We start from the raw sequence: 26,252 nt of genomic DNA, 5'->3' as shown, positions 1-26,252 counted from the left end.
CCTTACAGCTGTATCAGAGAAGTGCTGATGTTTTCCTTGGGGTACCGTTCAATATTGCAAGCTATGCATTGCTGCTGATGATGGTAGCACAGGTTTGTGATCTGGAAGTTGGAGATTATGTTCACAGCTTTGGAGATGTCCATATCTATAACAATCACTTTGAGCAGGTAAACAGACAACTTGCCAGAGAACCGAGAGTTCTTCCGACAATGAAACTGAATCCTGATGTTAAAAATATTTTTGATTTCGATTTCGAAGATTTTACCTTAGAAAATTATGATCCCCATCCAGGGATTAAAGCTCCTGTAGCCATTTAATATTCTTATCTCACTTTAATTTTTTATTACTTCTGTTATTTTAACATTAATAGAGGCATTATCTGTGCCCATAAGCTGGGAAATCAGAATATAAATACTTCAGCATACCTTCTTTTCGCAATTGTTTCTTAAATTTGAAAGAAACAAACCCGGTTCATTCGATAAATCCATTGACCGATAGGAGATCATCAATTCAAATGCTTAAACATAAATCATGAGGTATTTAAAAATCAATATAGAAGAACATGCAGATATTGAAGCGCTGAAAAATGCTGTACAGCAGTTGAAAGGAGTTGCTTCAGCAGAAATAGTGGATGACGAAAACCCTGAAAGCGAGCTCAAAAAAGCCTTCGCAAAAACAAAGGAACAGCTTAAAAAGGAGATTATGAAACTTTAGTCAATGATATTTTCGATATAATCATTAAAAAATAATTCTAAAAAAATAAAGTAGACCGATGAGAAAGGCCATTTTATCAATTGCTGTACTTGGAATTTTATTTTCCGCAAATGTATCAGCACAAACTGAAACTTCAGGAAGGGAAAAAGTATACAGAGCTACCCATACCAAAGTAACAGAACTGAAGCATACCAAACTGAAAGTAAATTTCGATTACCAGAAAGAACAGATGAACGGAGAAGAATGGCTTACCGCCTCACCTTACTTCTATGCAACCAACGAACTTACTCTTGACGCAAAAGGAATGCTGATCCATGAAGTGTCTCTCGATAATAACGGCAAAAAATCTCCTTTAAAATACGAATACAAAGACGATATTCTGAAAATTACTCTGGATAAGACATACCAGAGAAATCAGGATTATACAGTTTATATCAAATACACAGCCCGGCCCAATGAAGTAAAACAACAGGGAAGTATGGCGATCAATGATGCAAAAGGACTGTATTTCATTAATGCTCAGGGAACAGACCCGGATGTGCCGACACAGATATGGACACAGGGAGAAACAGAATCTTCTTCTGCATGGTTTCCAACTATCGATAAGCCTAATCAAAAGACCACACAGGAAATTTACATGACAGTTCCTGATAAATACGTTACCCTTTCCAATGGTATTCTGAAAGAATCCAAAAAAGAATCCAACGGACTTAGAACCGATCACTGGATGATGGATAAAAGGCATTCTACCTATCTGTTCTTTATGGGAGTAGGAGAATATGCCGTTGTAAAAGACAAATGGAAAAATATTCCGGTTGATTATTATATTGAAAAAGAATATGAGCCGTATGCTAAGCAGATCTACGGAAATACTCCGGAAATGATCGACTTTTTCTCCAAAAAACTGAACTATGATTATCCGTGGGCAAAATATGCTCAGATTTCCGGAAGAGATTATGTAAGCGGAGCGATGGAAAATACGACTGCAACACTTCACGGAAGCGATATTCTTCAAAAGCCGGGACAGCTTATCGATGAGAATACATGGGAAGATACCATTGCTCACGAATTGTTCCACCATTGGTTTGGAGACCTGGTTACGGCAGAAAGCTGGAGTAATCTTACAGTGAACGAGTCCTTTGCCAACTATTCCGAATACCTTTGGAATGAATACAAATACGGAAAAGACCAGGCAGATTATCACCTGATGACTGATGTGAATAATTATCTTCATAACCCAACCGATTTTAATAAGAACCTGGTAAGATTCAATTACGAATCCCGTGAAGATGTTTTTGACCTCGTAACATACCAGAAAGGAGGAGGAATTCTGAATATGCTGAGAAATTATCTTGGCGATGATGCCTTCTTTGCCGGAATGAATGATTATCTGAAAACCAATGAATATCAGAATGCAGAAGCACATCAATTAAGATTATCTTTTGAAAAAGTATCGGGTAAAGACTTAAACTGGTTCTTTAACCAATGGTATTTTGGAAGCGGAAACCCGAAGATTAATTACTCATCTACATTTGAGCCGGTAAAAAAACAGGTTGCCGTAACCATTAATCAAACTCAGGAAAAACCATTTGAATTTCCTCTGGCTATAGATGTATATGACAATGGAAAACCTAAAAGATACAATGTCTGGGTAAATGCAGAAGCGAAAAACACATTCAGTTTTGATGTTTCTAAAACACCGGATCTCGTTAACATCAATGCAGATGGAGTTTTACTGGCTGATATTACCGATACTAAAACTCCGGAACAGAATCTGATGCAGTTTACCAATGCTAAGGAGTTTAAAAGCAGGTACCTTGCTTTAACCGGAATTAAAGATCAGGCTGGAAAAAGCCCTGCTGCGACAAAATTATTGGCTGCTGCACTGAAAGATCCTTTCTTCAGAGTAAGAATAAAAGCTTTGAACTTAATAGACCTTACCAACCCTGAACAGATGAAAGTATTGGGTGCTGAAGTTGAAAAACTGGCTTCCAATGATCCGAAAACTTTAACCCAGGCTGCCGCTATTACAGCTTTAGGGAAGACAAAAGACAAAAAATACCTTCCATTATTTGAAAAAGGAATAAATGCCGTTTCCAATGCAGTGAGAGGAAGTTCAATGAGTGCAATTCTTACCATCGATCCATCAAGGGCAAACAGCCTGGCTGATAAAATTGATATGAAAGGAGCTTCAGAAGAATTGCAGGCACAATTGCTTCCTGTGATTGTGAAGAACAGAATTACTTCCCAGATAGAAAATATTGCGCCTCTTGCTACTTTTTATCCGTTTATTAAATTCCAGAACCCGGAATTGGGAAAAGCAGCGGAAGACGGTTTCAACTGGATCATGACTTCCGATAATCTGAAAGCTACGGAAAGCATCACGAAAATAGCAGGATATGCCAAAAATCAGATGGCAGATAATCCACAGGCTAAAATGATGATGGTTCAGATGCTGAAAGATGGCTTAAGCAAAAAAATGGAACTGCTGAAACAGAATCCGCAGAACGCAGCAAGCATCAACAAGCAGATAGATGTTCTCAATAAAGCTATTGAAAACTATAAATAAATAAAGAAGCCGGTAAATTACCGGCTTTATTTTTATTGCTTGACATTAAATTGGCGGATTATCATTTAAAATATATTGATTTTTAACGATGTTATAAAAATCAGTACTTTTTCCTGCTGTTTTTTGCGTTATCTTTCATAAATTCGTTCAAAATTTAGACAATTATGAGTTTTGGAATTGAGGCAGCGGGCTATTATGTGCCTGGTTTATATTTGGAGATTAAGGATTTAGCAGAGAAAAGAGGAATAGAACCGGCAAAATTGGAGAAAGGCTTAGGTCTTCATAAAATGGGACTTTCTGATGTCCATGAGGATGCTGCAACCTTTGCAGCAGAAGCATTACTGAAGCTTATACAAGATTATCATATCAATCCGAAAGAAATAGCAAGAGTGTATCTGGGAACAGAAAGTGCTTTGGATGCTGCAAAACCTACAGCTTCCTATGCTGTACAGATGGTGGAAAAAGTCCTGGAAGAAGAATTTGGATCCAGATGTTTCAGAAACTGTGATGTTCTTGATATGACTTTTGCCTGTGTAGGAGGAGTAGATGCATTGCATAATGCTCTGGATTTTATAAGAGTAAACCCTGATAAAAAAGCAGTAGTCATTGCCAGTGATTACGCAAAATATGAACTGGCTTCTTCTGGCGAATATACGCAGGGAGGCGGAGCAGTAGCTCTTTTGGTTTCATCAAAACCAGATCTTCTTGAAATTGAAAATAACTGGGGTGGCTTCAGAAAGTGTCTTTGACTTTTTCAAACCCAGAAGATTATATAAAAAGGAGGACCTGAACGGAGCTCCGAAACATATCCCGAAAAAATTGAAATTTTTACAGATGAACCGGTTTTTGACGGACAATATTCCAACCAATGCTATCAGGACAGAATAAGAGAAGCTTATAATCATTATAAGGAGATAACAGGAAAGGAAAAGCCTTATGAAAACTGGGAATATATTATTTTCCATCTTCCCTATGCTTTCCACGGGAAAAGGGTCTTTACTGAAATTTACAGCCTTGAGAACAATCTTTCCTATGAAACAGCAGATGAGCAGAAAGCGGTTGCCAAATCTGAAAACTATCTGAAATTAATTAATGAGAAGATAGAAAAAACTCAGAGAGCTTCTTCCGAAATAGGAAATATGTACACGGCATCTATATTTATGGCACTTCTTTCTGCGTTGGAGATTGCTTTTAATGAAAATGATGACCTTTCAGGGAAAGAAATTGGTTTTGTAGGGTACGGAAGTGGTTCGAAATCAAAGGTTTTTGCAGGGAAAGTCTCGGCGAACTGGAAAAAGGTAGTGGAAAAATGGGATTTATTCGAAAGTTTGAAACAAAGAACAGCTGTTGATTTTGAAACTTATGAAAAACTCCACAGAAAGCAGTTGAACGCGTCTGTAAACAAAGATTACAAAGGCTTCGGGCTTGTCTCTGTAGAAGCGGAAAATCCTGTTTTAACCGGAGCAAGATATTATAGCTATCAGAAATAAAATGATTGAAAGCATCATCATTGTAAAGCATCTCATCCGGGATGCTTTTTTTGTATTTTTCTGTTGATTTTGTTGTGGATTTTATCGTTTTTGTAGGACATGATCTCCTGCAGCTGTTCATATTTTTAATCTGAAATAATGTATCAGTAAAATATTGTACTTTGATTTTAAAACTTTTATGTGATGTTACAATATTTTTAATACCTGCGGAAATTCCGACCGGACTATTTTTTCATTAAATAGTTTAATTTTTAATAATATATCACTTACTGAGATGTATCGTTTTTTTATTTTTTAATAAAATCATTAAGTTTTAAAATGCTGTTTTATAGTGTTTTGGGTGTTTTATTTGTTGGTTTTTATTTACATCTTTATGGTGATATTCATGTGGAGGCCATGATAGTCTGATAATTATCCCCATTGATGTCCTTCTGTTTTTATATATCAGGCCTTCGGGGAAGAGCTGACGCAGATGATTGACAATACTAACATAAAAACAAATCATATGAAAAATAGCAAAACAAAATTACAGTTTTTATTAATGTTTTTTTCCTGTTATCATTTTCACTTACCATTGCTCAGATACGGCTTGTAAACCAGAATGTTACAGGCAATCTTGTTTTTAATGCTTTAATACCCAAAGGTTTTGGGATTTTTTATAACAGCAATCCTAGAAACAGCTATAGTTGGATACATCTGTTTGGAGCGTATTCAGCACCCAGCCAACCTGGTATACCGGACATTTTGACTCCTCAGCAAGGATTACTGGCAATGGGGGGTGGATCATTTCAAATATTTGTAAATTCTACAACTAACTCTGTCGGGCAGTCCGCATTGCACATCTCAGAAAATGGAACGATTACTCTGGGTCAAAAAGGTGGGACTATTACAGAATCGGATATTGTGAATATCGATGAACTGAAAGGGTATCAGCATCTGCGCTTCGATGCCAACGGTGATTCAAAGCATGAACTAACCCTGACAAACACAGTTTTTAAAACGGATATCCAGAAAGTAGTCCTGGATAATGGTAGAGATACTGATCTTGCACAGATTTCAATGAATACGGATAAACAAGTCGATCATGCGGTACTTACTGTAGCAGGAGCTACCTATATCGGCCCGAAGGCAGATCTTGCTGCTGCAGGTGCGCTCTCTAAATTTAAATCCGAATATCTCGACAGGTACAGCCTGTGGGTAGAAAAAGGGGTCGTTTCTGAGGATTTTGCCTTTGCCAATGTCGCTGCCTGGAAGGATGAAGTATTGGATCCGGAATATCCTCTGATGAATCTGGAGGACCTCAGGGAGCATATTAAACATCATAAACACTTACCTGGTGTTCCTTCAGAGAAAGTCATAAAAGAGAAAGGGTATACAGCGCATCAGATGAATATGATCTTTATGGAGAAAATAGAAGAGCTCACTTTACATACTATTTCTTTGCATGAGAAAATAAAAAAGCTCGAAGAGAAGCTGGAGAGGATAGAAAACAAAAAATAAATAAGGCATAATGAAAAAGTGTTTATTTTTAATGCTCATGCTGGTAAGTGCAACGCTTTTTTTCACAGCAAAGAGCGCAGTGGCTGGCGGCCAGCGGTCCGAATTATACTGATAATATTAATCTGGCCTATGCCTGTTCCAATCAAGAATATTCAGAGGGAGCTGTAATCCAAATACCTGTTCAGTCTTCATTCATTGACCTTATTGATTTTTACGGGGAAGGACGAATCGTACATGGGTCTGTGACTACAGGCTTCAAAAATGCTTATAACATTAATCATCAATATCGACTGGTAAACAGTGACGGGCCTGATAAAAACCGCAAAATACCCAACAGGATACCTGTTAAGGACTACAATTATTTAAATCTTTCAAAGTATATTGCAGATGATAAAGTAAGTGCTATTACTTTGATGGGCGTGGGTATTCGGCAAAACACTGCAGAGGAAATGGGCAGAATGATCCGGAAAGACGGGCTTGGAAAAATTATTATATATGGATTTAATGCTACTGATCCGGATGTTCAGAGATTAGAAAACGAATTGCAGAAAATTGGGTTTTATTATAGTCCGAAATATATTCTGGAAGCTCCTTTTAATGAGATCCGGGGCTTTGCGGATGTTCCCCGGGTATATACCAGTAAAAAGATGAAGGTAACCGGGGAAAAGTATTCTATTCTGTTAATGCCAAAACCGATTCCGGAACTTCTGAGGATGATATGGTACACCTTAACTACAGCAGCCTGCTTGCTTTAGGTGCGGATTTGTCAGGGGGAATTAAAGGAACCATTGATAAACCCGGCGGAAAAATTACAGTGGAAGTCTATCCTTATGATGGTAATGAGGCAGATGGATTCCAGAAACTGGTGTCTCTGGATCAAATTTTGAATCGTAAAAAAATAGTATACAGTGCGTATAGTGATGAAAGCAATGTTAATAAATACATCGAAAAAACGATTAATGTACCGTATGGCTTTGATGCGAATAACGACAGAAGATTCAAGGTACTCAAAAATACGACCTCTAATAATATAAAACTATTGGGAGGAACTTCTCAAAACAGCTGGTGGAGCTCAACTGCCTGTAGCTGGCTGCCTGTAAGGTATTTTTCATGGATGGCATGGAATATAAAGTCTCTGTTCTGGGAGGTGCCGGACGCCTGCAATGAGGTGGTCACAAAGTTCCGAACGGGAAAGCAGCCTGTCATTTTAAAAATTACCATTAAAGATGCTACTTTATATGATTATAAAATCCCTGGAATAGCAAATAATGTTGCATTTAATTTAAAAAGGCTGGAGGAATACAAAATAATCAAAAAGCTTAAGGTTACCATTTTAGAATCACCTAATGACAGTAAATCAGTAGCTTTTTATAAAGAGATGGTGGAAGACCAGCTCAAAGAAACCAACCGGTATTACTCAGCAAAAACAGGAAATGTTAAACATCCTCTGATGAATGCGGAAGTGGGTAATCCAAGAATTCTTTTTAAAAATGTTGATTTGATTATTAAGAAGGCAAGCAGGGAAAACTACAATCGTGAGGTACCGGCAGAAAATAATCTTTTGGAGTCAGATGCCGGGGTAAACAATAATGATGGTGAGACAATGCAGCTTCTGTTTATCCATTCTTTTTCAATATTTTATCCGCCCGGTACTACCAATACCCGGGTGATACGTGGATATTCAACAAATTTGGAAACCCTGATTCAGAATTCAGATTATACTGTTTGTTCCTACAGCAGATGGAGTGATAACAGTCAGGTGTATGGATCCTTTGGGCTTACTGTGGCTCATGAATTCGGACATTATTTCAGTCTGTATCATACGTTCGGAGGTGGCTGCTCCCAAAGGAATGGTGGAGATCAGGTGGCAGATACCCCTCCTGCTGAAGATGGAATGTGGTACATGTTGGATGCTGGCACCCCCAATGAAAGGGGAATTGATAATCCCTGCCAGAACTTTCCCTCATGCAGCGGAACCAGAAGGCAGGTAGAAAATATTATGGACTACGGACCCTGCAGATGGCTTTTTACCAAAGGCCAGGCTGACAGGATCACTGACCGGATCAATACAAAATCCAGCCTGTTCAGCACTCTGAATGTCTATGATACTGATCCCCGTGTGAATCCGGATGTAATCAACTTTTCTATAACAGATCTGAGGCATGGTGAAATGAGAAGAAAAGCAGCCCCGGAAATTCCCGGTCTTTCTGTCAGAATGATATACCCTTCTTCTAAAAACGGAGATTATATTGTAAAAGTGGTTTCTGATAAGGCAGAAAAAGGAAAAATTGTAATCTTCAATGATAACCGGATTAAAGTTTATGAAAAGGAGATCAGGGTCGAAAAAGGTTCAAATGATTTCGTGATAGAATCAAATCTGTTTGATAGGATAGGTTTATATACGCTATTTTATACCAGTACTTCTGCCAGTCAACAGATTCGGATACTCCCGCTACATCCGTAAGATCCTTTATACATTCACTGGCAAAATAAAAGCATCTCAACCCGGGATGCTTTATTTTTGAGATCTGCAGAGGATTTTTTTATTTGTTTTACCCTTTTTTGGCAGAACAATCCTTTTGTGCTATTCATGTTATTTATATAAAATGCAATATGAATAAATATTGTTCTATGATTATAAGACTTTTATTTGTGTTGCTGATATTTTTCAATGCTTGTTAATATTCCTGTGATGCCACTTATTTGTTGAATATTTTAATTTTTTAAATCATATTGCTTGGAGATGCAGTTGATAATTTGTTCTTTAAGTGAAATAATTGCTGTTTAATTGGTTGTTTTACAGGTTTTTAAAGATTTGTTTTTTAGTTTTTATTAACAGATTTACTTCTGATAATTAAAAAACTCTTAAAATGGATATGAAACGAAGTGCATTAGGGGTCGGAGCCCTGTTTTTTTTAGGACAGGCAATCTCGGCACAGAAGGTGAATAACGATACATTGGTTAAAGAGACTAAGATTGATGAAGTTGTATTGATAGGATATGGTACCCAAAAGAAAAAGAAGTTACAGGTTCTTTGTCATCTGTGAAGGCTTCAGAAATATCTAATATTGCAGCACCAAGTTTTGAGCAACAATTAGCAGGAAGGGCTGCGGGTGTTCAGATTACCAGTAATACAGGTATTTTGGGTGAAGCTCCAAGGGTCAGGATCAGAGGAATAGCCTCTATAAATTCAGGAACTGCTCCGCTTTATATTGTGGATGGTATTCCAATTTTTTCAGGAGATATAGGAGGCAAACCTCTACAAATGGATTGGCTGATATTAATCCGAATGATATTGAATCTTTTGAAGTTTTAAAAGATGGTGCTGCTACAGCAATTTATGGATCAAGGGCTGCAAATGGAGTCATCCTGATTACAACGAAAAAAGGAAAAGGAGGGAGATTAAGTGTTAATTTTAATCATTACGGAGGATACGCATTGCCCGTAGGATTATATAACTTGCTGCAGACTCCGGAATTTATAATGATTTCCAATGAAAAGAGAGCGAATGCCAACCAATCTCCTATAGCATTTGGGACAGAATATAATACCAATTGGCAAAAAGCTGTTCTAAGATCTGCTGCTTTTCAGACCGATAATGTGCTGTCCGCCTCAGGTGCATTTGGAAAATCTAATTATTATACTTCAGTAGGATATACAAGTCAGGAAGGAGTTGCTATTCCCAACGAGATGAAGAGATTGTCTATCAGGGCCAACGTAGATCATCAGGCTTTTGATTGGCTGAAGATTGGAACGAATTTAAGCTTTACAAAAACAGATTACGCCGGGTTGAATACCGGAACAAACTCACTTTCCGGGAATATTTTCAATGCAGCCCGGCAATTGCCTAATACCCCCATTTATAATACCAATCATCCCACAGGATACAATATTGATCTGATTGATCCCAGAATTGTAGGAAGATGGCAGAACGCATTACAGGCGGGAGATAATATTACGAATATCAAATATGTACTTGACCATAATAAATTACAATCCAATGTCAATAGGTTTATCGGAGCTGTATTTTCTGATGTCAGGCTGTTTCCTTTTCTTAGTTACAGAGTGCAGTTCAGTATGGATCAGGCCCAGACCAAAGGGTTTTATTATTATAATCCGGTGCATGGTGACGGAGAAAGAGGGAATGGAGAGATAAGAAATGATTTTTCAGATCTTTTACGAAACAATCTTCAAAATATCCTGACATTTAACAGAACATTTGCTGAAAAACACAATGTCACCTTTGTATTGGTTAATGAGTATCAAAAGCAAAAAATACAAAGTTTCTACGGTGGAGGAAGAGATTTATCACATCCTTTTTTAACAATGGAATCATAGCAGGATCTATAGGGACCATGCAGGCGGGAGGCAGTATATCAGAGCAGGCAATATTATCATATGGTGGTCGATTGAATTATAACTATCAAGGCAAGTACTTTTTACAAGCGTCCTTAAGAAGGGACGGGCTATCTGCACTCCCATTAAAAAATAAATGGGGTAATTTTCCGGGAATATCTGCAGGCTGGACACTAAGTAAAGAAAACTTCATGCATGCATTTCGTGATGTTATACCGGATCTTAAATTAAGAGTCTCTTATGCAAAAGTAGGAAATACGAATATTGGAAATTATCCTTATATGGGACTGTATAGCAATTCAAAATATGCCGATTATAATGGTATTACCTTTTCACAGATAGGGAATGATGAATTAATCTGGGAAACAAGTGCAAAGACTGATTATGGAGCAGATATGGCCCTGTTCAAAAATAAGTTGAAAATTACTTTTGATTATTTTGAAAATAAGATTTCAGATATGATTCTGGACGCCCCTTTAGCCTCTTCACTCGGAGTTCCCGGTAATAGTATTTCCCGGAATATTGGAGATATGAACAATACGGGACTGGAGTTTTCTGTTGACTATGAACTTTTTAATGCCAAAAATTTCGGTTTAGAGATAAATGCCAATCTCACGCTGATGAAAAATAAAGTTCTTGCCCTGGCAAATAATAATGCAGATATGCTTTCAACGAATACGATAATACGGGTTGGCGAATCTTTAAGATCAATTTATGGATTCGAATACTGGGGGTGAATAGAGCCAATGGTAATCCTGTATATTATAAAGCAGACGGCAGCCTGGTCCAGGGGCTTGTAGGAGTCGGAAAGTATGCGGTGTTTAATCCTTCTGATCCCGAAAATGTATCAAAGGCAGCTGTTTTAGACAACCTTAAAGACCGAAAGATATTAGGAAACTCTTTACCAAAGTATTTTGGAGCATTTAATGTAAAATTTAGATTTTATGATTTTGATTTTGGCACCACTATAAGATTCAGCGGGGGTAATAAAATATTTAATGCCACGAGAAGAGATTTAATGACTTTGAACTTTAATAATAATTCAACAGAAATTTTAGGAAGATGGCAAAGTCCTTCTAACCCAGGGGATGGGAATACTCCTAAACTGTTTTTTGCAGATAATACTCTTAGCAATTTAACCAGTAATGCTTCATCCAGATTCCTTGAAGACGCAAGTTTTATTAAGTTCGATATCATAAGTTTAGGGTATAATTTTCCAAAGAATATTCTTAATTCAATTGGAGTGAAAAGTGCAAGAATTTATTGTCAGGCTCAGAATGCTTTTATTATTACCAGATATAGAGGACTGGACCCTGAGATGGAATCTTCCGGAGTAGACTTGAATGGCACACCACGCCAGAGGGTATTCAGTATGGGCATTAACGTTTCATTATAAAATAATATAACAATGAAAAAAATAAAATAATACAAAGAGGAGTTTCAATTCTCTCCCTGTCATTATTGACAATAGTTTATTCCTGTTCAGAAGCTGAGGTCTTGGATTTACGGCCTTTTAACAGCATAGATGAAAATTTAGCTTTTTCTACTGCTATGAATATTGACCTCTCTATAATGGGGGTTTACAATGCAGCACAAAATGGGTTTTACAATACTTCACCTTCTGCAGGTAATACTCCTAGAGGATATGTGTTTGGAGCAGCTTATGTAGAACAAAATGACTTGAGGGGTGAGGATATGGTGAATACAGCTACTTTTTATCAGCTTACCTATACAGCAACATATGACGGGGGAACAGCAAATAATGTTTATTACTGGATGAATGCATACGGGTTGATTAATAAAGCCAATATTGCTATTGAAGGACTAAACCAGGCAGGAAATAATGGCGTAATTAGTACAGCTGTGCGGGATCAATATTTAGGAGAAATGTTTTTCTTACGTGGATTGGCACATCTGGAGCTGCTAAAGCATTTTTCACAACCCTATAATTTTACGGCCAATGCCAATCATGCGGGACTTCCTTACCGTATAACAGCTATTAATAGTCCAGGCAAGATTGAGGAAGCGCTCAAAGTAGGAAGAGGAACAGTAGCAGAAACATATACCAAAATTCTTTTGGATTTAGATAAGGCGGAGCAATTATGTGAAAGTGCGGCCGTCAGAAGCGGTAATAGCAAAATTACACGAGCATCTAAGGAAGCAGCCGTAGCTTTGAAGGTTAGAGCATATCTGAATATGAGAAACTGGACCAAAGTACTTGACGAAGGCATAAAACTCAAATCAGCTTATTCACTTACTTCATCTCCGGATACACCGTTTGAATTAGCCAGTAATTATAATAATCCTGAATCAATTTTTTCCATTGAAAATTCGAAGAATACAAATCCCGGAACCAATGCAGGATTAGCAGCTATGTACAATAACAGATTATTAGTATGTATTAGTCCTGTTATCTGGAGAAACCCTAAGTGGTTGCCGGATGATAAGAGAAGAAATCCGGCTATGGTGAGAACTTCCAGTTCTGGGGTTAAATATGTCAATAAATATAAAGATGTCACAAACCTGGCCGATGGTACGCCCATTATAAGATATGCAGAAATTCTTTTATCAATGGCAGAAGCTAATGCGAGGCTTGGTCATACTGCAAATTCGATTAATGATTTAAACAAGGTCAGAAACAGATCTTTAAGCAATGTTGCCTCACAACAATATACTGCTGCTTCATTTAATAATGTGGCATCTTTGTTAGATGCTATTATAACAGAAAGACGGATTGAGTTTCTGGGAGAAGGAATGAGATGGGGAGATATTCACCGATTACTGTATGATGATTGGGTACCTACTCCCGGGATTCCTGCAAAAATGGCCAATGCTACCCCTGCAGGATCAGCTTTTACCTTGGGATCCCCCTATACAGGACCATTGGGCGTTCCTTTGATTCCCAAAACAGATTTCAGGATTTTATGGCCGATTCCTAATGAAGAAGTAATCAATAACCCAACGCTTGCAGCCCAACAAAATCCAGGCTGGTAGCAGTCAATATAACTACCCGATAAAGCAGATATATTATTGTATGAATAATAATGAAACAGTAGAAAAAATTTAATAATATTTATGAAAAAATTAAAAGGTATAAACAGATTAGGAGATATAGTACGTTAACGTTTTTTTTAATTTTAATATAAGGAGGACCCTCTTTCAAGAGGGTTTTCTGCTTTTTAGATTGTGTTTTTAATATAAATTTAAGAAAAAAGGCTGATTTTTTCTCTGTTTTCGCTAAAATTAAGAATTGTTTTTATTTATATTTTTCACTAAAATTAGTTTTAGTATTAATTTTTTTAATTATTTATTTCAAATGAATGAAAGTTGATTTTAATTTTAAAATTTATTAAAATTCTGTTAATACATAAATTGACTTATTTTTTGTTAATTTTTTAAATACAATTAAAATGATTCTCCATCATTTTTTAAGTATCAATGTGAATCTCTCCTTTGTGGAAGCCTGTTTTCAGAGTTTAATGAATTGATGTTACAAATATTTATTGACATATTTGTCGCTTGAATATATTAAAATCTGTTAATATGAATGTGAAATTAAGCGTTTTGACAGTCGGAGTTCTGTTTTTTACAGGACAGACTGTACTAGCTCAGGAAAAGGACTCTAAGAACAGTAAGGACAAAGAGACAAAACTTGAGGAAGTTGTTGTTTTAGGGTATAGTAAAACTGCTACTAAAGCTAAAACTACTACATCATCAGTAACTGTTGGTTCTGAAACCTTAGAAAACAGACCTAATATCTCGGTACTAAACTCGATTCAGGGTACCGCTCCCGGGATTGTAGTAAATTCGGCATCAGGATCTCCAGGTTCCGGAAAATTCAATATTTTGATCAGAGGTGCTAGCTCCCTTAATGGTTCTACAGATCCTCTATACGTTGTGGATGGAGTAATTACTTCCGGTTCTCAGTTCAGAAACCTGAACTCTTATGATATTGATACCTTCAGTATTCTGAAAGATGCTCAGGCAACTGCGATCTATGGTAACAGAGCTGCTAATGGAGTTGTTGTAATTACTACTAAAGGAGGAAAATTCAACTCTGGTTTGAAGGTTTCTTACGATGCATTGACTTCGTTCAGTAAATTACCTACTTCTGACTATAACATGTCAGATGGTAGACAACTTTTACAGATTCAAAAGAATTTACAAACTGGTAAAGGTGGTAGTTTATCACAACAAGAGATTGACAACTGGGCTACTAATACAGACTGGAATAAGCAATTTACCCGTATTGGAATTTCCCAGCAGCACAACCTGTCAATCACAGGTGGTGGAGAAAATATCAATAATTTCTTATCTTTAGGATACCTTGATAGCGAAGGTACTGTAAAATCTACAGATTTTAAGAGATTTACAATGAGAAACAATCTTAATGGTAAATCCAAGGACGGGAAATTATCTTTTGGGGCTATCATGGGGTTAGGATATTCCAGAAGAAACCAGCTTGATGATGAAACAAATACAGGTATTGCAAACAATACTCTTCAGAATCCATTATTCGGAGGTGTTCTTTCAAGACCGTATATCGGACCTTCTCCATATGCAAACGGGCAAGAGTTATATAATGCTATCGGAGCAGATGCATCAAATAACAGACAATGGATCCTTCAGGATAATATCAATGGAGGAATCAGAAACAGATTTACAGAACTAAGCATCTCTGCTAATGCTAACGTAAATTATAAAATTACAGATTATTTAAGCGTTGGAAACAGGACTGGGATTGAGTACAAACAGTACGAAAGAAACTTTGCAAGATCACCACTGGGATATCTTTCAATCAGTGTAGCAAAAGGAGATGGATCAAAATATGGTGGATTCGAAGACTTCTCAACCACAAGAGATCTGACTTTCAATAGTATTACGAATATTACATTCAATAAATCTTTTGGAGATCACACGATTAGTGCCGGCGCCTACTTAGATTATATCAAAGCTCATGTGAGCTCAACCACTCAAAGACAGAATGGTCTGAACCCATTACAATGGGAATTCGGTGCCGGAACCGGTTATATTCCTTTTAACCCGGATACTCCAAACATCTACAGACCTTCTAACAGTGCTACAAAAGTAACTGCAGGTACTTTAGCTTATTTTGCAACAGCTGACTACGATTACAAAGATAAATATGGAGTAAGTGGAGTTGTGAGAAGAGATGGCTCTTACCGTTTCCTTCCTACCAACAGATGGGAGACTTTTTGGTCAGTTGCAGCAAGATGGAATATCGACAAAGAAGAATTCATGGCTGATGCAGGATTCAGATTGCTTAAATTAAGAGCTTCAATCGGTACTACTGGTAACCAGAACTTAGGAATTGCAACTGATAATGCCAATCCGTTGGCTCTTCTTCCGAATAACTTCCTTGATCTTTATAATGGCTTCTCAGGATATCAGAACTTATTAGGATATAACTTTGTTAATTTATCAAACCCTTACCTAGAATGGGAGCAGGTAAAACAAAGTAACATTGGATTAGACTTTAACTTTAAAGGATTGATCGAAGGTAGTGTTGATTACTACCAGAAAAGAACATCGAGAATGTTCAATGACCTTCAAAGATCATCTGTTACCGGTTACTACTCAATCAGAGGTAATGACGGTGTTCTAGATAATAAAGGTATTGAAGGAACGATCAGATATAATGTGATCAGAAACGAAAATACAAAATTATCCGTTTTCGCAAACGCAGCATACAACTCTAACAAGATTGTTTCTATGAATAGCGAAAATCTTGCAGGGGACGTAGTAAACGCTATTGGTGGGCCAGCTGGTCAGTATCAGCTATATTCATATGTAGGAGTAAACCGCGATAACGGAAACTTACAGTTCCTTGATAAAAACGGAAACATCACTGAAGCTCCAACGTCTGCAGACAGAGTATTGACTGGAAAATCAAGATATGCTAAGTTTACAGGAGGTTTTGGATTCAATTTACAACACAAAGGCTGGTTCCTTGATACTTTGTTCTCTTTCCAACAAGGAGGATGGATCTATGATAACCTACAATCATGGATTATGGACCCAAGTGCTGCGGCAACCAGAAACCTTTCAGCTGACTTATTAAACGCCTGGACTCCTGACAATAGAGATACTGATGTACCTGGATTGAAAGCAAGTAACCTAAGCTTAGGTTCTTCAGACAGATTCTTACACCGATCAGACTTTATCAGACTTAAGAATATTTCTGTAGGATATAATTTCAGCAAAAGTCAGTTAGGTAAACTGCCGGTAAAAGGAATCAAGATATTTATTCAGGCAGAAAACTTGTATACTTGGACAGATTGGAAAGGATTTGATCCGGAGCCAATTACTTCGTATTCACTAAATGTTTACCCTAACCCAAAAACCGTATCTGTAGGTTTAAATGTTGATTTTTAATAGAGAAGAATTATGAAAAGAATTATAAATACAATATTAGTTGTAGCAACCTTATCATCTGCTGCATTTACGCTGAACAGCTGTCAGGACGCATTAGATATAAAGCAGCCGGGAGAATTACAGGAACAGGATCTGTATACAAGTGTTGCTAATTTAGGTGAAGTTTTAAATGGATCCGTTTATGCTCAGTTAGATCCGATTGATGAGGTTTACTTCACAGCTGTTTTTACAGATGAGGTAAAACCTGGATCTGGTAGTGGAGGACAGGAATATTCTCTACACAGATTTTTCTTGATCCATCCAGTGCTGTTGTAACAGGAGGAACTGTAAGTACAGCTTCAAGTGACGGAATCTGGATGAATAATTATAAAGTAATTAACAGAGTTAACAGACTTCTTGAAGGAGCAAAAAATATTACGCCTTCTAATGCAAAGGAACAAGCGCAATACAATGCGATTCTTGCCCAGGCAAGAGCAATCAGAGCGTATTGTTATGTACAGTTAGAAGCTTATTTTTCTTCTGATATGAAGGATCCTAATGCATTAGGAGTGATTCTTCTAAAAGATGTTCCTGCTACAGATGCTCAGTTACCAAGAGCTAAGAATCAGGAGGTGTATGATTTCATCAACGCTGATTTGGATTACGCAAGAAATATTTTATTATATCCAGGTCAAACAGGTTATCCTGCCGAAGGAAGATATTTGACAGATAAAATTTTTGTAAACGCTGTTTCTGCACGTTTCAATTTGTATAGAGGAAATACTACTTTAGCGAAACAATACGCACAGGAAGTAATAACAAATTCAACTCTATCATTAACTCAGGCGACTCCATCTACTGTTAATGATTTTGCTGTTGGATCTGATGATTGGAATGCCGCATTTTATGGTGTTGCAGGTTCTTTCAATCCATATAGAAACCTTTGGAATGACTCTTCAAGAGGAGAAATAATCTTCTCTCTAAACAGACTTCCTCTAGGTGCCGGAGGGGCAATTGGCTCAAGATGGAATACCAACCAGTCAAACATCACAGGTTCTCCAATGTGGTTCTGGGGAAGAAACTTATATAATTTATTCAAGAGTACTCCAGGAGATATCAGAAGGTATGCTTATGTAGATCCTACATCTAAAGAAAATCCTAACTATGCAAGTGCTACGGCAGGAAATACCAGAAATGATGCATTAGTTATTGACAAATACCCTGGCAAAACAAGTACAGCTACAAGAAACGACGTAAAAGTCTTCAGGTTATCGGAAATGTATTTCATCTTGGCAGAAGCCGAGGTAGCAGCAGGAAATCTTACAGTAGCTCATGATTTGATTCAACAGGTAAGAGCAGCAAGAAATTATCTTGGAACAGCAACAACACCTGCTTACACATCTGCACAGTTTGCTTATGCTGATATTTTGAAAGAGCGTAGAATTGAATTGGCGCTTGAAGGTCACCGTTTCATCGACTTGAAGAGACTTGCTGTGTTAGCTAATGTAAGTATGGACAGAAACCCTACGGATGATATTATCGATGTGAAAAACCTTCCAAATGGTGATTACAGATATACATTACCTATTCCAATCAGAGAAATTTCTGCAAACCCAAATATTAAGCAGAATGCCAATTATTAAGATTTAATTTTAATATATTTTTTAAGAAGAGTCCCAAAAATGGGGCTCTTTTTTATATTATTACTGAACGATCTCATCACCATTCTGTCCTGATAACTTTTCGGAGTTACTCCTTCCAGCTGCTTAAATATTCTAGTGAAATAATTCGTATCTGAAACCCCGGTCTGAAAAGCAATTTCTTTGATGCCGGTCTGGCTCATCCTTTTTTTCGTTTATGCTCTCCTGAAATACAAGTATTTATCCATGATTGGAACTGATATTTTATGATAAAAAGCTTAGGATTTCAATACAATAATGCAATTTTACGGTGTTGTTATTCTTGATTTTTTTAATCAAGAATAATTTTCTTTATTATTATTTTTTTTGTTTTTCTGTAATTACAATGACATGCCGGATGTTTTTTTAGTAAGATAGAATTCTTCTTATTAAGATATTGAGTTTTATTTTTTTAATTTATTTTGAAATGTCATTATTTTTAGATCATTATTAGCCATTATAAACGGAAATTATACTCTAAGTGGTTGTTGATTAGTGGTTTTGATTCTTTTGTTTAAGTGTTTTTTATTGGCATTTTTGTTTGCAGAACATACAATATGAATCTGAAATTAAACGTGCTAAGTATTGGGGCTGTGTTTTTTATCGGCCAGGCTGTATCGGCACAAACACTAAAAAAAGATACAGCTTCCACCAAAGATATTGAAGGAATTGTCGTCGTAGGATACGGTACAAAATCAGTAAAAAAAGTGACCACTTCCGTGTCCCGGATAAAGGCAGAAGAACTAACCAAGGTTTCTGCTGCCGGGGCAGATGCCTTACTACAAGGTGCTGCTACAGGCTTGCAGGTTTCTCCTACCTCAGGAGCTCCCGGTGCAGGTTTCAATGTAAGACTAAGAGGTGTTTCAAGTATCAGCTCAAGCAATGATCCTCTGTATGTAGTAGATGGAATTCCTGTTTCTTCAAATTCCCCCACCGGTACTACAGGCTATGGAGGACAAACAGTCAACCTGTTGTCTCAGCTGAATTTAGCCGATGTAGAAAGTATAGAGGTCCTGAAGGATGCGGCTGCAGCTGCTATATATGGTTCCAGAGCGGCAAACGGAGTAGTCCTTATCACCACTAAAAAAGGGAAAAAAGGAAGAGTAAACTTTAATCTTAATTCGGTAATAGGTTTTCAAAACCCCATTAAGAAATTTGAAAAAATGAAAGCAGGAGAATATTATCGAATGCTTGATATTGCAGAATTTAATACAAATCCTTCTCATGGCAAAAACTACTGGTCTCTTGCCAATGGAGTATGGAAACCCGGTTCCGGACAGCGTATTGAAGATTTTTATACATCAGATTTCGGAGATGACTATCTGAAGAAAATTTATAGAAATAATCAGCCTGTCTATGAATTAAGCGCCAGTGCTTCCGGCGGAAATGAGCGCGGAAATTTTTATCTTGGTTTTTCCAATTTTGATCAGTCCGGAGCAATTATAGGTCAGGAATATAACAGGCAGACGTTTACATTAAATCTCAGCCAAAAATTACACGAGATCTTTAAAGTGGTTTCTTCGGTGAGAATCTCCAATGAAACCAATAGAAGAATAAATGGTGATAATGACAGATATGCCCCTTTAACTGCAGCTGCGGCTGAAGCACCGGGACAGAACCTGTGGAACCCTGATGGAAGTTATAATACCAAAACATGGCTCTTCTCCAATCCTTTACAAAGTGCAACAGATATTAAAAGTTTAACCAAAACTTTTGGAGTAAATACCTCACTCGGCCTGGAATCAAGATTTTCTTCCAAATTTAGTATGGAGACAAGGTTCAACCTTGAAAGGATAAATTATGACGAATCACGCCTGTTCCCATTGGATACTTATCAGGGAAGAGGAGCAAATGGAAAGGCCGATTACAATGCACGTTTATACAATACTTTTACCGTATTTAATACGCTGACCTATAAAGGAAAGGTAAGTGCTCAGTTCAGATATACCCTTATGGGAGGGCTGGAATACTTTAACAGAAAAACAACTTTTACTGATATCCAAACCCAAAGTCTGCCTTTAGGGGGACTTCAGCGGATGCCGGTGCTGTCAAGACAATCGCTTCCTATTATCCCTCGTTGGGAAACAGGACATTTTCCTATTTCTCAAGACTGAGTCTGGAATTATTCAACAAATTGTTTATAGATGGTACCTTCAGGGCAGACTCTTCCTCAAAGCTTTCCTACGCTAACAGGACTGAATTTTTTCCTTCAGTTTCTGCAGGATATATTGTTTCCGATAATAAATGGTTTAAAAATAAAATAGTTAATTTTCTTAAGGTAAAGGCTGGCTGGGGAGAATTGGGAAATCAGTCAGGATTGGGAGATTTTGACTTCTCTCCGTCAGCACAAGTGTATGCGTATGGTCTGCTTCCTGCTTACAACGTAAATCCCCTCTACGATTCAGGCTTTCTTGCCAACCCTAACCTGGTCTGGGAAAGAACTTCACAAACAGATACTGGTCTTGAAATAGGTTTTTTAAACAATAGAATCAGTATCACCTATGATTTTTATGATAAAAGATCAAAGAAACTCCTTGTAGGTGCTACAACCTCCCTAGACAATGGGGTTGAGTTCTATAACTCAAATGCTGCCGAGATGTACAACAGAGGACATGAAATTGGTATTAATGCAGTGGTACTTAAAACTTCAGATCTTGACTGGAATTCCCAGTTCAATATTACTTTCAATAAAAATGAGGTGACCAGACTTTTGGGAAATCAACCGGTTCCCATTGATTTTGGCTTCTCTACCAGAATTGACGTGGGACAACCGGTAGGTGCTTTTTTCGGGCTTAAAGCTACAGGCATATACAGATTGGATCAGGAGATTCCTCAGTATTTATACGATCAGGGAATCAGAGCCGGGGACGTAGCGTATGAAGACGTAAACGGGGATGGAAAGATTGATTCCAATGACAGGGTGTTTTTAGGAAAAGCACAACCTGACTTCTTTGGTAATTTCCGTAATTCTTTCAGATACAGAAACCTGGACTTTTCCGCCAATGTGATATTCGTATTTGGACAAGATATGTTTAATGCTTCCAAAAGATTTGCCGGGATTTCCGGAAATCCTCTCTATGGAAAATTATCGGACCAGGCAGGATATTGGACTCCGGATAATCCTGATGCAGAGCTGCCTCGCCCCGTTAGAGGATTTGTGCAGTCCTGGAATAATCAGCCTTCGTCACGCTTTGTAGAAAGATCCTCTTATATCAGATTACGGGAAATTCAGCTAGGATATACAATACCCAAAAAACGCTGGATATAGGTGACATGACCCTGAGATTCTTCATTTCAGCAGATAATCTATGGACCTGGACGAATTATAGCGGACCGGAACCCGAAGTGAATGCTTTTGGACAGTCGAATGTAGCAACAGGAACCGACTTTTTTACACAAGGAATGAACAGGACTGTCAAGTTCGGTATTAATTTAAACTTTTAACGTACAAATGAAAAAAATAGTAAAATATATGTGGCTGTCTTCGGTTTTGTTTACAACGGTAAGCTGTGGAAGAGATATGGTGGGTGTTGAAACATTGGATAACGGAAGGCTCGAAGGGGAAACATTCATACATAATGATGCAGTCGCCAGAGCTGCTGCAGTAGGAATCTATAATGCCATGCAAAGCCGGTATGTGTATGGAGGCGAAATGCACTTCTTTGAAGGTCTTTTTGCTGATGATTTTATACATACAGGTACCTATCCCGAATTTGCTGAAGCAGGAGCCAGTAATTTTCTGGATATCAATTTGTCTCTGAGACGCATATTTGGCGGTCATTATGCAGTAATAAGAACATGTAATATTATTATTGATCAGGTAGAAACCAGACCTGTTCCGGAAACTGCAATTACAGAACCTGTGAAAAAACAGGTTTTAGGAGAAGCGTATGCAGGAAGAGCATTAATGCATTTTAATTTAACACGCTTGTTTGGAGATGTGGCTTATGTTACAACTCCGGTTTATAAAGCTGATGAAGTGATAACTCCTGCAAGAGATTCCCAGCATCTGGTGTATGAGTCTATTGTGAAAGATCTGAAAAAATCAGTTGAATTTTTCAAACAAAATGATCATAAGTCTAAAACTTTTTTAAATCTGGATGCCGCCCAGGTCTTACTGGCTAAAGTGTATATGGAAATGAAATTATTTGATGAAGCAAAATTATTACTCGAATCCATTAAAGGCTACTCACTCGCTCCCAGCTATCCAACATTATTTTCCGTCTCAGGTTCACCGGAAGAAGATATTTTCAAAATTAATTTTACCAATACGGACGGCGGAAAACAGGCTTCTTTTTCTATCCCGCTGCTGTGGGAGGAATTGGAGAAGTCTCTTTGAGGGATACTTTCATTACTATTTTCAGCGCAGATGACAAGCGAAGAATGTTTGCAGCTGCCCAGGGAAGAAACTATTTTACAAAATATAGTAATCCCGGAAGCGGAGCTGATAATGTTCCGGTTATAAGATATGCTGATGTATTGCTTTCTTTGGCAGAATGCAGATTGAAAACCTCCGGTGATGCCTTAGCTCCGGTTAATATGGTTAGAGCAAGAGCTGGAATTGCACCATTAACAACGGTAACACTGGAAGATATTTTACTGGAACGCAGAAAAGAGTTGTATGGTGAGGCAGACAGATGGTTCTCTGTGAAAAGATCAGGAAAAGCAAAACAGGTGATTGAAAGCAAGGGACGTCCTTATTTTAGTCAGAGAATGGATTTATGGCCAATTCCGGCCTGGCAGTTAATCAATAACCCAAAGGTAAAACAAAACCCCGGATATTAAAACAAAATCATTATTCACCTTTAATTATGATATGTTATTTACAATGCTTGGTGTTTAGATGTCAAGACCTGCGGCAAAAGTTATAGGCCGGAAATAATCACAGAAAACACGATGCAGTTTAAGAAATTTTCACTTTCAGAATGTTTTTAGCACATTATACGATACAAATTCCCTATTATGAAAAAAATATTTTAATTATTCCAGTTCTTGTAGTGGCGCTTGGTAGCGTCATGTTATTCAAAACCTATACCTACAATTTCAGGGGTCATGAGATTCAAACTGTAGCACAAGGGTGGAAACCCCTAAAAAATGATTCGGCAGTCATGCGTTTTTCAGGAGGTTTAAAGATCCCAACAATTTCCGGGGAGGTCAGGAAAATGCATTTGAACAGTTTAAACAGTATTTAAAAGTAAGGTATCCTCTTGTTTATCATAATACCGAATATGTAGAGGTAAATCAGTACGGTTTGGTATTCATACTTAAAGGAACGAATCCGGGATTACAACCCATTTTATTCCTTTCTCATATGGATGTAGTACCTCCCGGAGATGCAGGTATAAAGAATAATGAAAAAAATATATTCAGAGTGGATGATCAACCACTAAATCCCGTTTCCAAGGTTGCTGAAAATTGGGATTATGCTCCTTTTTCAGGAGCCGTTGCCAACGGTAGAATCTATGGGAGGGGAGCAATAGATATGAAAGGGATGCTTTTTTCTTTAATGGAATCAGTGAACAATCTGATTAAAAACAGGCAAATTCCTCAACGGGATATTTATTTGGCTTTCGGGTTTGATGAAGAATTGGGCGGTAAAAATGGAGCCGCACAGATTGCAGAGTACTTCGGGAAACAAAAGCTGAAATTTGATGCTGTTTATGATGAAGGAGGCCTGATAATGAGAAAAGGCAACATTCCAGGGGTCAATACAGATCTTGCTGTTGTAGGATGTGCTGAAAAGGGTTTTCTTTCAGTCAGAATAAAGGTGAAAGGACTTGGAGGACATTCTTCTATGCCTCCTGCGGAAAGTGCAATGGGAAAAGCTGCAGTCATTATGAAGCGTCTGGAAGACCAACAGATGAAGCCGGTGATCACCCCTTTGATACAGGGGTTTCTCAAAAATACCGGAGGTCAGATGCCTTGGGCTGAGAGATTCATTATCGCCAATCAGTGGCTCCTAAAGTCGATGTTGATGTCAAAGCTCTCTCAAAATAATATAACCAATTCATTGGTAAGAACCACCACTGCTTTAACCATGATGAAAGGTAGCAGCCGGTCCAACATTCTTTCACCGGAAGTTGAATTTGTAGTTAATTTCAGACTTCTTCCCGGAAACAATATTCATGATGTCAGAGACCATATTACAAAGGCGGTAAGGGGTTTTGATGTAGAAATAGAGGATATTGATACGGCAAGAGAGGCATCCGCAGTATCTCCTGTTGACACAAAGGCTTTCAGAATAATAGAAGCAGGGGTAAAAGAAATATACCCCGATGTGGTTATAACACCCTATCTTACCATGGCTGGCACAGATGCCGTGAAATATGAAAGGCTAAGTAAAAATATCTACCGGTTTTTACCCGTGAAAACCAATAGCGCAGAGCAGCAAAGTATCCACAGTACCAACGAATACCTTAGTATTGAAAATTATCTGAAAATGATACACTACTTTGAGTATGTGATGAAAAACTATGACACCTTGTAATGGATGCTGTTGGATTGGAGGTCTGCTCATGAAGGTAAGAAAGATTCGTTTTTAAGGATAAGAATCTTCTCGATATATCATAAAATAAGATCAGAATTTATCTGCCTGAAGAGACAGGCCTCCATTCTTCATTCGATGTTACCTCACAAGTATCCTGTCTTGATAACTTTTCGGAGTTACACCTTCCAGCTGCTTAAATACCCTTGTAAAATAATTTGTATCTGAAAATCCGGTCTGAAATGCGGTCTCCTTGATGCTGGTCTGGCTGGCCAGCAGCTCTTTTGCCCTATTGATTCTTTCCTGTAAAATAAAATCATTCGGAGAAGTTCCCAACTCATCTTTGAACATTTTAAAGAAATTGGATTTGCTTACATAAGCCAGCTTGGCGATACTGTCGATCGACAATTTCTGGTGCAGATTCCTTTTAATATAATCCACTACAAAACCTATTCTGGATTTATTCTTAACAATATTTTTTTCTACCATGCTTCTTGCCTGGGTCTGCATCAGTCTGATCAGGAGCTCCTTCAGTGCAAAATCGGCCATGATATCCTTTTGAGAATTATCATCCATTGCAATTCTCATAATATTGTGGGTAGCAGAAGCAAGAGCTTTATTATTAAACAGAAAATATTCATCCAGCTGAATATTCCATTGTGAGGCTTCATCCACTTTGGGGAGATGATAATTCAGATAGTTGAGAGAATCTTCAATAAAATCGGGATTAAGGCTTAAAGAAATACATTGTGTAGGTATCTCATCAGCCTCCGGAAAATCAATGACCATGGTTTCCCCGGTGCTACCAGAATGCTTTCTCCCGGATAATAATCAAAATAACTGGTCTTATTATCCAGTTTCATATGTTTTTTCCCTCTCAGCATTGCTGTGAATGCAATATTTTCAAAATGCAGTTTTACATCAAAAGCAGCCTTATGGGTCTCATAAATGCTGAATTCACAATTGTTTAGATTGAATTTTGTCTGGTGTTCAACAAGACTCAATAGCTGGCTTTCCTTACGTAATTCAGGAGTATTTAATAAAATCTTACTATTGTTATTCATTTCTAAATTTTTTTCTGAAGG

24 protein-coding genes and 1 pseudogene are annotated in these 26,252 nt (G+C 37.6%); 22 read left to right on the top strand and 3 right to left on the bottom strand.

The features are described 5' to 3' along the window. The 16 genes and pseudogenes from thyA to OWR28_RS18985 all read left to right on the top strand — a co-directional run. On the top strand, window positions 1-317 hold a 317-nt coding region (gene thyA, locus OWR28_RS19060), incomplete at its 5' end, for a thymidylate synthase (RefSeq protein WP_332388045.1). A gap of 214 nt (window positions 318-531) precedes the next feature. Further along, window positions 532-714: a hypothetical protein gene (locus OWR28_RS19055; protein WP_332388044.1), complete on the top strand. Its 183-nt coding sequence runs from the start codon at window positions 532-534 to the stop codon at window positions 712-714. Between the two features lie 58 nt (window positions 715-772). Then, window positions 773-3,283, top strand: a complete 2,511-nt coding sequence (locus OWR28_RS19050) for a M1 family metallopeptidase (protein ID WP_332388043.1) — start codon at window positions 773-775, stop codon at window positions 3,281-3,283. Between the two features lie 164 nt (window positions 3,284-3,447). Next, window positions 3,448-4,773 (top strand): annotated as a pseudogene (locus OWR28_RS19045) (hydroxymethylglutaryl-CoA synthase family protein). Window positions 4,774-5,517: 744 nt separating this feature from the next. Next, window positions 5,518-6,273: a hypothetical protein gene (locus tag OWR28_RS19040; protein WP_332388042.1), complete on the top strand. Its 756-nt coding sequence runs from the start codon at window positions 5,518-5,520 to the stop codon at window positions 6,271-6,273. A 47-nt stretch (window positions 6,274-6,320) separates the two neighbouring features. Continuing rightward, window positions 6,321-7,028 (top strand): hypothetical protein, encoded by a 708-nt coding sequence (locus OWR28_RS19035; RefSeq protein ID WP_332388041.1) that lies wholly within the window; start codon window positions 6,321-6,323, stop codon window positions 7,026-7,028. After that, on the top strand, window positions 6,992-8,737 hold the full coding sequence (locus OWR28_RS19030) for a M43 family zinc metalloprotease (RefSeq protein WP_332388040.1): 1,746 nt from the start codon (window positions 6,992-6,994) through the stop codon (window positions 8,735-8,737). The genes OWR28_RS19035 and OWR28_RS19030 overlap by 37 nt, the downstream gene beginning before the upstream one ends. A gap of 406 nt (window positions 8,738-9,143) precedes the next feature. Next, window positions 9,144-9,320 carry a hypothetical protein gene (locus OWR28_RS19025; RefSeq protein WP_332388039.1) on the top strand — a complete coding sequence of 59 codons (177 nt, stop codon included), beginning with the start codon at window positions 9,144-9,146 and terminating at the stop codon, window positions 9,318-9,320. Continuing rightward, window positions 9,317-9,589 (top strand): TonB-dependent receptor plug domain-containing protein, encoded by a 273-nt coding sequence (locus OWR28_RS19020; RefSeq protein ID WP_332388038.1) that lies wholly within the window; start codon window positions 9,317-9,319, stop codon window positions 9,587-9,589. The genes OWR28_RS19025 and OWR28_RS19020 overlap by 4 nt, the downstream gene beginning before the upstream one ends. Continuing rightward, window positions 9,544-10,611, top strand: a complete 1,068-nt coding sequence (locus OWR28_RS19015; RefSeq protein ID WP_332388037.1) for a TonB-dependent receptor plug domain-containing protein — start codon at window positions 9,544-9,546, stop codon at window positions 10,609-10,611. The genes OWR28_RS19020 and OWR28_RS19015 overlap by 46 nt, the downstream gene beginning before the upstream one ends. Before the next feature lie 17 nt (window positions 10,612-10,628). Further along, window positions 10,629-11,366 (top strand): TonB-dependent receptor domain-containing protein, encoded by a 738-nt coding sequence (locus OWR28_RS19010; protein WP_332388036.1) that lies wholly within the window; start codon window positions 10,629-10,631, stop codon window positions 11,364-11,366. Further along, entirely contained in the window at window positions 11,363-12,025 is a 663-nt protein-coding gene (locus OWR28_RS19005) for a hypothetical protein (RefSeq protein WP_332388035.1), read from the top strand. Before OWR28_RS19010 ends, OWR28_RS19005 begins: the two co-directional genes overlap by 4 nt. A 101-nt stretch (window positions 12,026-12,126) precedes the next feature. Further along, window positions 12,127-13,623 (top strand): RagB/SusD family nutrient uptake outer membrane protein, encoded by a 1,497-nt coding sequence (locus OWR28_RS19000; protein ID WP_332388034.1) that lies wholly within the window; start codon window positions 12,127-12,129, stop codon window positions 13,621-13,623. 549 nt (window positions 13,624-14,172) lie between these two features. Next, entirely contained in the window at window positions 14,173-17,025 is a 2,853-nt protein-coding gene (locus OWR28_RS18995; protein ID WP_332388033.1) for a SusC/RagA family TonB-linked outer membrane protein, read from the top strand. Between the two features lie 12 nt (window positions 17,026-17,037). After that, window positions 17,038-17,340, top strand: a complete 303-nt coding sequence (locus tag OWR28_RS18990; RefSeq protein ID WP_332388032.1) for a hypothetical protein — start codon at window positions 17,038-17,040, stop codon at window positions 17,338-17,340. 41 nt (window positions 17,341-17,381) lie between these two features. Further along, window positions 17,382-18,647, top strand: a complete 1,266-nt coding sequence (locus tag OWR28_RS18985) for a RagB/SusD family nutrient uptake outer membrane protein (protein ID WP_494168480.1) — start codon at window positions 17,382-17,384, stop codon at window positions 18,645-18,647. Here the strand turns inward: OWR28_RS18985 and OWR28_RS18980 are convergent. Then, window positions 18,644-18,847, bottom strand: a complete 204-nt coding sequence (locus tag OWR28_RS18980; RefSeq protein WP_332388031.1) for an AraC family transcriptional regulator — start codon at window positions 18,845-18,847, stop codon at window positions 18,644-18,646. The genes OWR28_RS18985 and OWR28_RS18980 overlap by 4 nt on opposite strands. Before the next feature lie 393 nt (window positions 18,848-19,240). On the opposite strand from OWR28_RS18980, the gene OWR28_RS18975 reads away from it, so the two are divergent. The 6 genes from OWR28_RS18975 to OWR28_RS18950 all read left to right on the top strand — a co-directional run bounded on the left by OWR28_RS18975 (window position 19,241) and on the right by OWR28_RS18950 (window position 25,170). After that, the gene (locus tag OWR28_RS18975; protein WP_332388030.1) at window positions 19,241-20,797 is read left to right on the top strand and encodes a TonB-dependent receptor plug domain-containing protein; all 1,557 of its coding nucleotides are present in this window, start codon (window positions 19,241-19,243) and stop codon (window positions 20,795-20,797) included. Window positions 20,798-20,817: 20 nt separating this feature from the next. Further along, on the top strand, window positions 20,818-21,951 hold the full coding sequence (locus OWR28_RS18970) for a hypothetical protein (RefSeq protein WP_332388029.1): 1,134 nt from the start codon (window positions 20,818-20,820) through the stop codon (window positions 21,949-21,951). A 5-nt stretch (window positions 21,952-21,956) separates the two neighbouring features. Beyond that, the gene (locus tag OWR28_RS18965) at window positions 21,957-22,127 is read left to right on the top strand and encodes a hypothetical protein (protein ID WP_332388028.1); all 171 of its coding nucleotides are present in this window, start codon (window positions 21,957-21,959) and stop codon (window positions 22,125-22,127) included. A 7-nt stretch (window positions 22,128-22,134) separates the two neighbouring features. Next, window positions 22,135-23,022 carry a RagB/SusD family nutrient uptake outer membrane protein gene (locus OWR28_RS18960; protein ID WP_332388027.1) on the top strand — a complete coding sequence of 296 codons (888 nt, stop codon included), beginning with the start codon at window positions 22,135-22,137 and terminating at the stop codon, window positions 23,020-23,022. Beyond that, window positions 22,995-23,468: a RagB/SusD family nutrient uptake outer membrane protein gene (locus tag OWR28_RS18955; RefSeq protein WP_332388026.1), complete on the top strand. Its 474-nt coding sequence runs from the start codon at window positions 22,995-22,997 to the stop codon at window positions 23,466-23,468. Before OWR28_RS18960 ends, OWR28_RS18955 begins: the two co-directional genes overlap by 28 nt. Before the next feature lie 466 nt (window positions 23,469-23,934). Further along, entirely contained in the window at window positions 23,935-25,170 is a 1,236-nt protein-coding gene (locus OWR28_RS18950) for a M20/M25/M40 family metallo-hydrolase (protein ID WP_332388025.1), read from the top strand. 138 nt (window positions 25,171-25,308) lie between these two features. Here the strand turns inward: OWR28_RS18950 and OWR28_RS18945 are convergent, their stop codons facing one another. After that, window positions 25,309-25,956, bottom strand: a complete 648-nt coding sequence (locus tag OWR28_RS18945; RefSeq protein ID WP_332388024.1) for a helix-turn-helix domain-containing protein — start codon at window positions 25,954-25,956, stop codon at window positions 25,309-25,311. Next, entirely contained in the window at window positions 25,902-26,231 is a 330-nt protein-coding gene (locus OWR28_RS18940) for a hypothetical protein (RefSeq protein WP_332388023.1), read from the bottom strand. Before OWR28_RS18940 ends, OWR28_RS18945 begins: the two co-directional genes overlap by 55 nt. Between the last annotated feature and the right edge of the window lie 21 nt (window positions 26,232-26,252).

It is taken from the genome of Chryseobacterium sp. 1B4 (genome assembly GCF_036631475.1).
Lineage (GTDB): Bacteria > Bacteroidota > Bacteroidia > Flavobacteriales > Weeksellaceae > Chryseobacterium.
The sequence above is the reverse complement of the archived record's forward strand: the minus strand, read 5'-3'. Positions and strand labels throughout refer to the sequence as shown.

Coding starts and splice junctions, on each gene's coding strand:
- OWR28_RS19055 (WP_332388044.1), top strand. CDS start 532: ATGAGGTATTTAAAAATCAATATAGAAGAACATGCAGATATTGAAGCG.
- OWR28_RS19050 (WP_332388043.1), top strand. CDS start 773: ATGAGAAAGGCCATTTTATCAATTGCTGTACTTGGAATTTTATTTTCC.
- OWR28_RS19030 (WP_332388040.1), top strand. CDS start 6,992: ATGGTACACCTTAACTACAGCAGCCTGCTTGCTTTAGGTGCGGATTTG.
- OWR28_RS19025 (WP_332388039.1), top strand. CDS start 9,144: ATGGATATGAAACGAAGTGCATTAGGGGTCGGAGCCCTGTTTTTTTTA.
- OWR28_RS19010 (WP_332388036.1), top strand. CDS start 10,629: ATGCAGGCGGGAGGCAGTATATCAGAGCAGGCAATATTATCATATGGT.
- OWR28_RS18995 (WP_332388033.1), top strand. CDS start 14,173: ATGAATGTGAAATTAAGCGTTTTGACAGTCGGAGTTCTGTTTTTTACA.
- OWR28_RS18990 (WP_332388032.1), top strand. CDS start 17,038: ATGAAAAGAATTATAAATACAATATTAGTTGTAGCAACCTTATCATCT.
- OWR28_RS18985 (WP_494168480.1), top strand. CDS start 17,382: ATGAATAATTATAAAGTAATTAACAGAGTTAACAGACTTCTTGAAGGA.
- OWR28_RS18980 (WP_332388031.1), bottom strand. CDS start 18,847: ATGAGCCAGACCGGCATCAAAGAAATTGCTTTTCAGACCGGGGTTTCA.
- OWR28_RS18975 (WP_332388030.1), top strand. CDS start 19,241: ATGAATCTGAAATTAAACGTGCTAAGTATTGGGGCTGTGTTTTTTATC.
- OWR28_RS18965 (WP_332388028.1), top strand. CDS start 21,957: ATGACCCTGAGATTCTTCATTTCAGCAGATAATCTATGGACCTGGACG.
- OWR28_RS18960 (WP_332388027.1), top strand. CDS start 22,135: ATGAAAAAAATAGTAAAATATATGTGGCTGTCTTCGGTTTTGTTTACA.
- OWR28_RS18945 (WP_332388024.1), bottom strand. CDS start 25,956: ATGGTCATTGATTTTCCGGAGGCTGATGAGATACCTACACAATGTATT.
- OWR28_RS18940 (WP_332388023.1), bottom strand. CDS start 26,231: ATGAATAACAATAGTAAGATTTTATTAAATACTCCTGAATTACGTAAG.